The organism is Sulfuriferula multivorans, assembly GCF_003851125.1.
Taxonomy (GTDB): domain Bacteria; phylum Pseudomonadota; class Gammaproteobacteria; order Burkholderiales; family Sulfuriferulaceae; genus Sulfuriferula; species Sulfuriferula multivorans.
In genome coordinates, this window is the sequence record NZ_BGOW01000037.1 from 1 (window position 1) to 8,966 (window position 8,966).

The window sequence follows — 8,966 nt, forward strand, 5'->3', positions numbered from 1 at the left end:
GGGCTGTACTACTTTGCGTTTGGTCATGGTTTTCCTTTGGAGGTGGCAGTCTCCTGCCTAATGACCGTTTACACAAAATTATTTACACCCTCTATTGGTCGCCTCATTTAAATGCTTATTCAACTCGTGCAATATTATTCTGATCGACCTCAGTATTATCACCAAGATCCATCACAACATTTATTGCATATGAAGTGTTTTTTGGTAGGATTAAAGCTTCTACTTCATCGTATTTAACACCCGGTTCTAACTCATAACCGTCTGTGTATTTTTTCAGGATATTGACTTTGTATACTTCTGGCAGCTTATCCAAATCAATTGCTCCGAGCTTTAGACCCACGGGAAGTTTTCTGACCGTCATAACAAGCCCATCTCTTCCTGGTATTACAAGCACTTTGCCGATATTATTTGGTTTTACATGTATGAGTAACAACCTGTAATCTTCCGAGTACTTTACTATTTCAGTTGATACAGTAAGCTCGATGTTACTTGCATCCGTATCAGTCAACCTGAATTGATAATAGGCCCAGAAACCGGCTGCGATAATAGCCAGGATTGACATCACTTTTAGCACCAAATCGGCCCAATCTCGAGTCTTTTGCAGATCAACCCGCATTGTATTTTTCCCTTCGCAAAATCTTCTGCTCCCATTCATGTAACACGGAAGCTACGCATACACAGTCAACATTCCCCGCCCAATGTAGGCTTTTTTATTTTTACCCACGGATTGTATGAAATAAGCCTACACCATAGTGAAAAGAACAAAATTGTTCCATGAGATTTTTCTTGTACCCCTTTACTTCATTTTCAGGATTTCATCCCACGGCGGTTTCGGCCCGATGCGTTGAGCAAGGTACTCGACCAGAGTGCTGACGCGATGGGGTACATAACGGTTGCTCGGGAAGATGGCGTAGATGCCAGCCTCCGATGTCTGAAATCCGCGCAGCAGCATTTCCAGTTTGTGTTCCCGCACCGCTTGTTCGGCCATGAAGGTGGGGGCGCTGGTGATGCAGATGCCGCGGATCGCGGCGGCGAGCAGGGCATCGCCGCTGTTTGCTTTCAGCCGGCCGCTTACCGGGAACCACTGCGTTTTGCCATCGATGATGAAAGGCCAGCTTGAGTGCGTAGTGAGCAGATAGCCGGCGCACTCGTGCTGGATCAGTTCTCTTGGGTGTTTGGGTTTGCCGTGACGCTTCAGGTAATCGGGTGCGGCGAGGATGACGGCGCGGCTGCTGCCGATCTTGCGTGCCACGTCGCCGGGGTCGAGCCGGTCCGAGATGCGGATAGCCAGATCAAAGCCGCCTTCAATCAGGTTGACGCGCTGGTCGTTGAATACGAGTTCGATCGATATCGCCGGGTTGGCCGCCATGAAGTCGCCGAACATCGGCATCAATTGCTGAATCCCGAACGAATACGGCAGGGTGATGCGGATATGTCCGCGCGGCGCCTGCTGGTCGTCGGTCAGGCTGGCTTCGGCGGCATCCACCAGGCTCAGGATTTCGCGGCATTTTTCCAGGTAGCCAGCACCGGTTGAAGTGAGGCTCAAGCGCCGCGTGCTGCGCGCCAGCAGCTTGCTGCCCAGGTGCGTTTCGAGCGCCGCAACCTGCCGCGTCACCACCGAGCGTGCCACATTCATCTGTTGCGCCACGGCCGAGAAGCTGCCGAGTTCGACTACCCGGATAAAGAGCCGCATGCTGTCCAGCCTGTCCATGAGACCTCCGTTTAATTGTTGCATTTAATGCAATGATAATTTGTAAATTGTAGGCTATTTCAACTACAACGACTTGCGTAAAGTACAGCCATCGATCAACCACATACGTTGCGGATTTTGTCCATGAGCCATCCTGCCAGCTATACCCGTACTGCAATTGCCCTGCATTGGCTGGTGGCGATTGCGCTGGTCGCGACTTTCGGTGTCGGCCTTTATATGAGTGGGCTAGCGCTGTCGCCTGCCAAGCTCAAAATTTATTCGTGGCACAAATGGGCCGGGGTGACAATTTTTACGCTGGTGTTGTTCCGGCTGGTCTGGCGTGTAACGCATCGCCCGCCGGCGCCGCCTGTTGGCATGCCCGCCTGGCAGCAGCGCGCGGCGGAGCTTGCGCACTGCCTGCTGTATGCCCTGATGGTGGCCGTGCCGCTGAGCGGCTGGCTGATGAGTTCGGCCAAGGGTTTCCAGACGGTGTATTTCGGCGTGCTGCCGTTGCCCGATTTGCTCGCCAAAAACAAGGAGCTGGGCGACGCGCTCACCCTGGTACACAAATGGCTGAATTTCACCCTGGCCGGGCTGGTGGTGATCCACGTGGGTGCCGCGCTCAAGCATCACTTTTTCGATCGCGACAATGTGCTCGCCCGCATGCTGCCTTTAATCAGGAAACCTTAGGAGATTTGCAATGAATGCCTTGACGAAAAAAATCGGATTACTGGCTGGCATGCTGGCGCTGTGGGCAAGCTGTAGCGCACAGGCGGTCGAATTCAACCAGCTCCAGGCAGATAAGAGCGCGGTGTCGTTTGTGTACAAACAAATGAACGTGCCGATCGAAGGCAGCTTCAAACGCTTTCATGGCCTGATCAGTTTCGACCCGGCGAAGCCTGCATTGGCCCGGGCTGAAATAGACATTGATCTGGCCAGTATCGACGCCGGTTCCGACGAAGCCAATGACGAGGTGGCGGGCAAGCTCTGGTTCAACACCAAGGCGTTCCCGGTTGCGCGTTTTGTTGCAACGTCGATCAGACCGCTCGGCAACAATCGCTTCGAGGTGGCGGGCAAGATGAGCATCAAGGGCCGGACGCACGACGAACGGAGCGTGGCCACGTTTCAGCCGCAAGGCAGCAGCGGCGTGTTCGCAGGCAGCCTGGTATTGAAACGCGCCGACTATGGCATCGGCGAAGGCATGTGGGCCGATTTCGGCACCGTGGCCAACGACATACAAATCAAGTTCCGTCTGGTGGCTGCCGCTGCGGCCACCGGTAAGAAGTAGTTGCCTGTACCCATTTTTAACCAAGGAGAATCACCATGAAAAAGCTTGCTATTGCACTGGCTTTTGCTTCACTTAGCACCGTTACATTTGCTGCGCCGGTCACGTTCAATATTGATACCACGCATACTGCGCCGCGTTTCGAGTACAACCACTTCGGCTACTCCAACCAGATACACAGTTTCGACAAGACCAGCGGCAAGATCGTGCTGGATAGCGCAGCGAAAACCGGGTCGGTGGATCTCACCATTGACACAAAATCGGTGAATACTGGTTTCCCGTTGTTCAACGAGCACATCCAGGACAAGGATTTCTTCGATACGGCGGAATATCCGACCATCACGTTCAAATCGACGGGGGTGAAATTCGAAGGCGACAAGCCGGTAGCGGTGGAGGGTAAGCTGACGATAAAAGGCGTGACCAAGCCAGTGACGCTGACTGTTACCTCGTTTCAGGAAATGGTGAATCCTATCCTGAAGCGGGATGCGATCGGCGCCAATGCGGTGGCAAAAATCAAACGCACGGACTTCAACATGGGCAAATATGCGCCGTATGTTTCCGATGACGTGAACCTCATCATCGCAGTCGAGGCCGTGAAAGAGTAAGGGAGTGCAACATCTCCAACGATGCGCCGTTGTCTGCCAGGAGGCGGCTCCGGCGTATCGAATCGATAAATAGTGTTGCCGCAATCCGCACATAGACTACGTTTAAATTCAGCCATTACCTTTAAGGAGATCGTCATGAGCCAATATCAGATAGCCGTTATCGTAGGGAGCCTGCGCAAGGATTCGTTCAATCGCAAGCTGGCGAGCGCCATGGCAAAACTGGCACCGCCGGAATTCTCGTTCAAGCAATTGCAGATCGGCGATTTGCCGCTTTATAACCAGGACGATGATGCGCATCAGGCTGATGCCGTCAAACGCCTGAAAGCCGAAATCACGGCAGCGCAGGGCATAATTTTTTTTACGCCTGAATACAACCGCTCCATCTCCGGCGTGCTCAAAAATGCAATCGATCATGCCTCACGACCGTATGGCCAGAGCGCATGGACGGGAAAACCTGCCGGGATATTGGGTGCCTCAGTCGGCCCGCACGGGACGGCGATGGCTCAACAGCATCTGCGCAATATTCTGGCTTCATTGGACATGCCTGCGTTGGGGCAACCCGAAGCTTTTATTCATGCCAGAGAAGGTTTGTTTGGCGAGTCGGGGGATATCGGTGAAGGCAGTAGAAAGCTATTGCAGAACTGGATGGACCGCTATGTTTCCTGGGTAAAAAAGCATACGTCATGACCGGGTAACTCAACAGCGTTGGACTCCGATAAATAGGGCCAAATAAATGGGCGAGGCATGATATGCGGCCCATTTTTCATTGCAGACGTGCAGGCCATGAAAATAATCGGAAAATGCAAATTCCTGGTAATAAATTGCGTATCCAATCGAGTGGATAGGCTATGATTCTGACGGCGAGTTTGCCGTACTTGCTTGTGTACATTCATTCCAAACTGTTTCGTTCACAAAAAGGAAAAACATGAATATCAGGAGAATAGCAGGCGCTGTTGTCGTCGCATTGTCAGCCATGGCAAGCACATCCACACTGGCGGCCATGCCAGAGATCACAGGAACCCCGGTTGTCGATACCCCGAAGCTGTTGCAGTGGCCGACGGACCAGGGAATCAAAAAACCGAATCTGGATGATCCGACCGCGGACACGCTGTGGGATTTCCATGGCACCCTCGATACCTGCGATGTGGTGTTGTCCACCGAGGGCAACTACCACATGGCGCTGCACGACATCTGGCCGAAGTATCTCGCCACGTTCCAGGCCGATCCCCTTCATAACGCCTTTTACACCACCAGCCCTCCGGTTGTGATCCCCCAGTTGAAAAACGGCGTGGTGCAGTTTGGTAATCTTTACGCCACCTGCATGCCGTCTGTTGCCGTGGCTTCGAAGCGCGTTATCGATAAACTGGTCGCATCCGGCGTAACCGACGGACCTGCCTACCCGATCTATCAGGATCGTGGCGAGGTGATCCTGGTCAAGCATGGCAATCCAAAAAAAATTCATACCGTGTGGGACCTGGGGCGCAAGAATGTGCGTCTCGTTACGCCGAACATCAAGCTGGAGCCTGGCGCATTCGATACCTATGCTGAAGCGATTTACAATATTGCCCGGCTTGACCCGCATCCCCCGAAAGGCTGGACTGCGGAAAGGCTAATCAATGTCCTGTTCAACGGCGCCAGCCATGATAAGGATAAATGGCTCGAAGGTGCGCGCATCCATCATCGCGACGAGCCCTGGTCAGTTGCCTACGGCAAGGCCGACGCTGCTGTATTCCTTTACCACCTTGGACTGTTCGCCAAGCAGACCTTCCCGGATACCTTTGACCTGGTACCGCTGGGCGGGACGGTGGAGAATCCTCAGCCACTTCCGGGAACGAAAGTGGGCGTGCGTGAAGTGGTGGCGCTCAAGGGGAACTGGAATGCCAAGCAACTCAAGGCGCGTGATGAATTGACAAACATTTTACGTGGCAGTGAGTTTACCGAAATACTGCAAAAACATGGTCTTTCCCGGCCAGACGGGTTTGTGCCAAACAAAGCTGATTGATGCATACCTCGGCAATGGTCACCAGGCAATGACAGTGAGGTGATCCATTGCCGAGGTTGTACGGTTTTTTGTTATGACCACGACGCCATTTTTCTGACCGGGAAATCCATCCCATCTTCGTAGCAACCACCGGCGACAAATATTCATAAGCATTTCGTCAGTTATCGCTCATAAGTCAAACCGTTCAGGCTGGATCGTAGCCAGGCGATGACGTGCGACATGGGCCGCCGCCATACCCGGAAGCATCAGTCCGAAGATGCCAGCCTGATGGACAAATTCGTGCAGAATACCGGTGCCCATTACAGTACAGATACTTCAGGAAATTTTATTGTTGCCGTAATTCGAAACCATAGCGTCATTTCCAGTAAAACCTTGTGTCGAGACCATTCACATCATGATGAAATCCGCATCGTTTGCTGTATGTCAGGTGATTTATGGACTTGGTCGTTGTTCACTGAGCTGATGCTTGTCTAAATGCTGGCCTGCAGCAATATTCGGCCGTGTCTAAATACAGAATACTTTGAGAGGGGTCTCAAAATAATGCGTAAATTACTTTTTATGGTCATTTTACTGCTGACTTTTAACGCGCAAGCAGAGGATAGGCTGATGTTCGGTATCAATCCGGGAGCCTACGGTCAGGAAGATCAATGGGTATTAAAGGATGCATTCCAACCTCTTGCCGAATATGTCGGAAAAGCAGCGGGGGTCCGGGTATATACCGACATCACGCAAAATTTCAAGGCAACCGATGAGCATGCGAACACTGGGCAATATGACTTACTCATGGCGAACACGAAGCTGATTGGCCAAGTTAACCAGGAATCGGGATACTTCCCGGTTGCGAAGTTCAAGGATCTTCATGCGGTTTTGCTGGTTAAGGCGGAAAGCCCATACAAAACTGTCGCTTCTCTTAAAGGTTCGCGAATCGGCATAATGAGCCGTAAGAAGTTGATGGGGCCGCTGGCTGTCGATTTCCTGAAAAATCATGGATTCGTGATGAGCCGTGATTTCAAGCAAGTGCAAGAAATACAGTATCAGGACACGCTGGTTTCACTTGTGTTGGAAGGTGCTGTGGATGGGGTTTTTGTTGCGCCAAAAATAGCAGATGATGCAATGAAAGTGCATCCTGGAAAACTGAGAATTCTGGCCAAAACCGACCCTATTCCAGGCTTTGCTATCGCCCTGTCCAGAAAGATGCCGCAGGCGCAGGCGAATAAAATTACCGAAGCATTGCTGACGATAAACCAGAGCACGAGTGGTAAGGCTGCGCTTGCTGCTGTTGTGGGTCAGGCCTCAGGAAATACCGCTTTAACGAAAACCAGCAGCGAGGAATATTCCAAAGCCATGGTATTGCTGGACGCAGCGGAAAAGCTTTATCCACCCCTTACAAAATGATCTTTCTTTCTGGGGAAGTGCAACGTGCGACAGACGATGGCCGCAGGTAGAGTTCCTGCAGGTACTCCATGACGCCCTCTTATCATTAACCTCTGACAAATAAATCCGGAAAATCATGGAGCAACGACAGTTGACAGTAATTCGTAAGCATTGCGTCAGTTGTCGTTCATAACTCCGCAGTGTGGGGAAGGCAGACTGGAGCTGCTGCACCTCCGCAGGCTCAAAACCGGGCCTTTCTGAAACTCAATGAAGGGGAGAAGTACCATGGCCTCCAGCCAGAAATCTTTTGTCATGCCTCGCCAATCCATTCTTGCGCTTGCTTTATGCGCTGCGTTTCAAACAGCTGTGATGCCTTTTGCAGCGGCTTCTGACGATCATCAGACTGCTACGCCGATCAAGCACGTGGTGGTGATTTTCCAGGAAAACGTTTCTTTCGATCACTATTTTGCCACTTACCCGCATGCAGCCAACCCGGCTGGATCGCCGGCTTTCCTGCCGCACCACGGGACGCCCTCAATCAATGGTTTGACGCCGGAGCTGATCAACTACAATCCTAATTCTGTCAAACCGTTCAGGCTGGATCGCAGCCAGGCAATGACGTGTGATATGGATCACCGCTATACCCAGGAGCAGCAGGCTGCGGATGCCGGCCTGATGGACAAATTCGTGCAGAATACCGGCGCGCATTACGGTAATTGCGACCCGTCACAGGTGATGGGATATTACGACGGCAACACGGTGACTGCACTGTGGAACTACGCGCAGCATTTCGCGATGAGCGACAATTCTTTCAGCACGACCTACGGGCCTTCCACACCGGGTGCGTTGAATCTGGTCGCCGGTCAGACGCATGGCGTTACGCCAACCGACCTCGCCGGGGTGACGGCCAACGGTACGGTGATCAGCGATGCCGATCCGGCGTATGACGATTGCTCCAACCACACCAAGCCGGTGTTGGCGATGAGCGGTACCAACGTGGGCGATTTGCTGAACCACAAGGGCGTGACCTGGGGATGGTTCCAGGGCGGCTTCCGTCCCACGGCAATGAGCAATGGCATGCCGGTGTGCGGCGCGACCAGCCAGAATATCGCCGGGAAAAGCGTGAGCGATTACAGCCCGCACCACGAGCCGTTCCAGTATTACACCTCCACGTCCAATCCTCACCATGTGGCGCCATCATCGGTGGCAATGATCGGCAAGCAGGACCAGGCCAATCATCAATATGACCTGTCCGATTTCTGGTCGGCGACAGAGTCCCACCACATGCCGGAAGTGAGTTTCCTGAAGGCAAAAATGGCTCAGGATGGCCATGCTGGCTACTCGGACCCGCTGGATGAACAGACTTTCCTTGTTCAAACTCTCAACCGGTTGCAGCGTTTGCCGGAGTGGAAGAATACCGCAGTGATCATTGCTTATGATGATTCCGATGGCTGGTACGACCACGTCATGCCGCCTATCGTCACCCAGTCCAACGACCCGACCTACGATGCTCTGACAGGCCCGGGAAGTTGCGGCACGGCTGCTCAGGGTGCGTACCAGGATCGCTGCGGTTATGGCCCGCGCCAGCCGCTGCTGGTGATCTCGCCTTACGCCAAACCCAACTTTGTCGATCACTCGGTGACCGATCAATCCTCAATCCTGCGTTTCATCGAAGACAACTGGAATCTGGGCCGGATCGGTGATGACTCGACCGACGCAAAGGCCGGCTCGTTGTCCAGCGTGTTTGACTTCAAGCGTAACCCTGCCAATCGTCTGTTCCTCGATCCATCCAGCGGACAACGCGTGCATGTTGATGGCGATGAGGTGAGCGAGGGCCATTCCTGAGAATTCAGGTTTTAAATAAAACAGGAAGGTGTTTCCTCTTGCGAGTGGTGCTAGCTGCACCACTCGTTTTTTTTGGTGCGCCCGGCAGGGCGCACTTACTTGGAGGTGAAAGACCTCTACTCGCCCGGCAAGGGGAAGAGTTAGCTGAACGGCAAGGGTGTTCTG

At 52.9% G+C, this 8,966-nt stretch carries 9 protein-coding genes; 7 read left to right on the forward strand and 2 right to left on the reverse strand.

Going from position 1 to position 8,966, the window contains the following annotated elements; translation table 11 throughout:
• Nucleotides 1-115 precede the first annotated feature (115 nt).
• Together EI185_RS15350 and EI185_RS15355 are read right to left on the reverse strand one after the other, a co-directional pair.
• Nucleotides 116-616 carry a hypothetical protein gene (locus EI185_RS15350; protein WP_124706032.1) on the reverse strand — a complete coding sequence of 167 codons (501 nt, stop codon included), beginning with the start codon at nucleotides 614-616 and terminating at the stop codon, nucleotides 116-118.
• Between the two features lie 180 nt (nucleotides 617-796).
• Nucleotides 797-1,711 (reverse strand): LysR family transcriptional regulator, encoded by a 915-nt coding sequence (locus EI185_RS15355; RefSeq protein ID WP_124706033.1) that lies wholly within the window; start codon nucleotides 1,709-1,711, stop codon nucleotides 797-799.
• A 123-nt stretch (nucleotides 1,712-1,834) separates the two neighbouring features.
• On the opposite strand from EI185_RS15355, the gene EI185_RS15360 reads away from it, so the two are divergent.
• From EI185_RS15360 to EI185_RS15395, 7 genes are all read left to right on the forward strand, one after another.
• On the forward strand, nucleotides 1,835-2,380 hold the full coding sequence (locus EI185_RS15360; protein WP_124706034.1) for a cytochrome b: 546 nt from the start codon (nucleotides 1,835-1,837) through the stop codon (nucleotides 2,378-2,380).
• 10 nt (nucleotides 2,381-2,390) lie between these two features.
• A complete protein-coding gene (locus tag EI185_RS15365; protein WP_124706035.1) occupies nucleotides 2,391-2,978 on the forward strand; it encodes a YceI family protein in 588 nt (195 codons plus the stop codon).
• A gap of 35 nt (nucleotides 2,979-3,013) precedes the next feature.
• The gene (locus EI185_RS15370; RefSeq protein WP_124706036.1) at nucleotides 3,014-3,580 is read left to right on the forward strand and encodes a YceI family protein; all 567 of its coding nucleotides are present in this window, start codon (nucleotides 3,014-3,016) and stop codon (nucleotides 3,578-3,580) included.
• 135 nt (nucleotides 3,581-3,715) lie between these two features.
• Nucleotides 3,716-4,267 (forward strand): NADPH-dependent FMN reductase, encoded by a 552-nt coding sequence (locus EI185_RS15375; protein WP_124706037.1) that lies wholly within the window; start codon nucleotides 3,716-3,718, stop codon nucleotides 4,265-4,267.
• 286 nt (nucleotides 4,268-4,553) lie between these two features.
• Nucleotides 4,554-5,582 (forward strand): substrate-binding domain-containing protein, encoded by a 1,029-nt coding sequence (locus EI185_RS15380; protein ID WP_189836431.1) that lies wholly within the window; start codon nucleotides 4,554-4,556, stop codon nucleotides 5,580-5,582.
• A 540-nt stretch (nucleotides 5,583-6,122) separates the two neighbouring features.
• On the forward strand, nucleotides 6,123-6,977 hold the full coding sequence (locus tag EI185_RS15390; protein ID WP_189836432.1) for a phosphate/phosphite/phosphonate ABC transporter substrate-binding protein: 855 nt from the start codon (nucleotides 6,123-6,125) through the stop codon (nucleotides 6,975-6,977).
• A 264-nt stretch (nucleotides 6,978-7,241) separates the two neighbouring features.
• Nucleotides 7,242-8,801 carry a phospholipase C gene (locus tag EI185_RS15395; protein ID WP_223247885.1) on the forward strand — a complete coding sequence of 520 codons (1,560 nt, stop codon included), beginning with the start codon at nucleotides 7,242-7,244 and terminating at the stop codon, nucleotides 8,799-8,801.
• Nucleotides 8,802-8,966 lie beyond the last annotated feature (165 nt).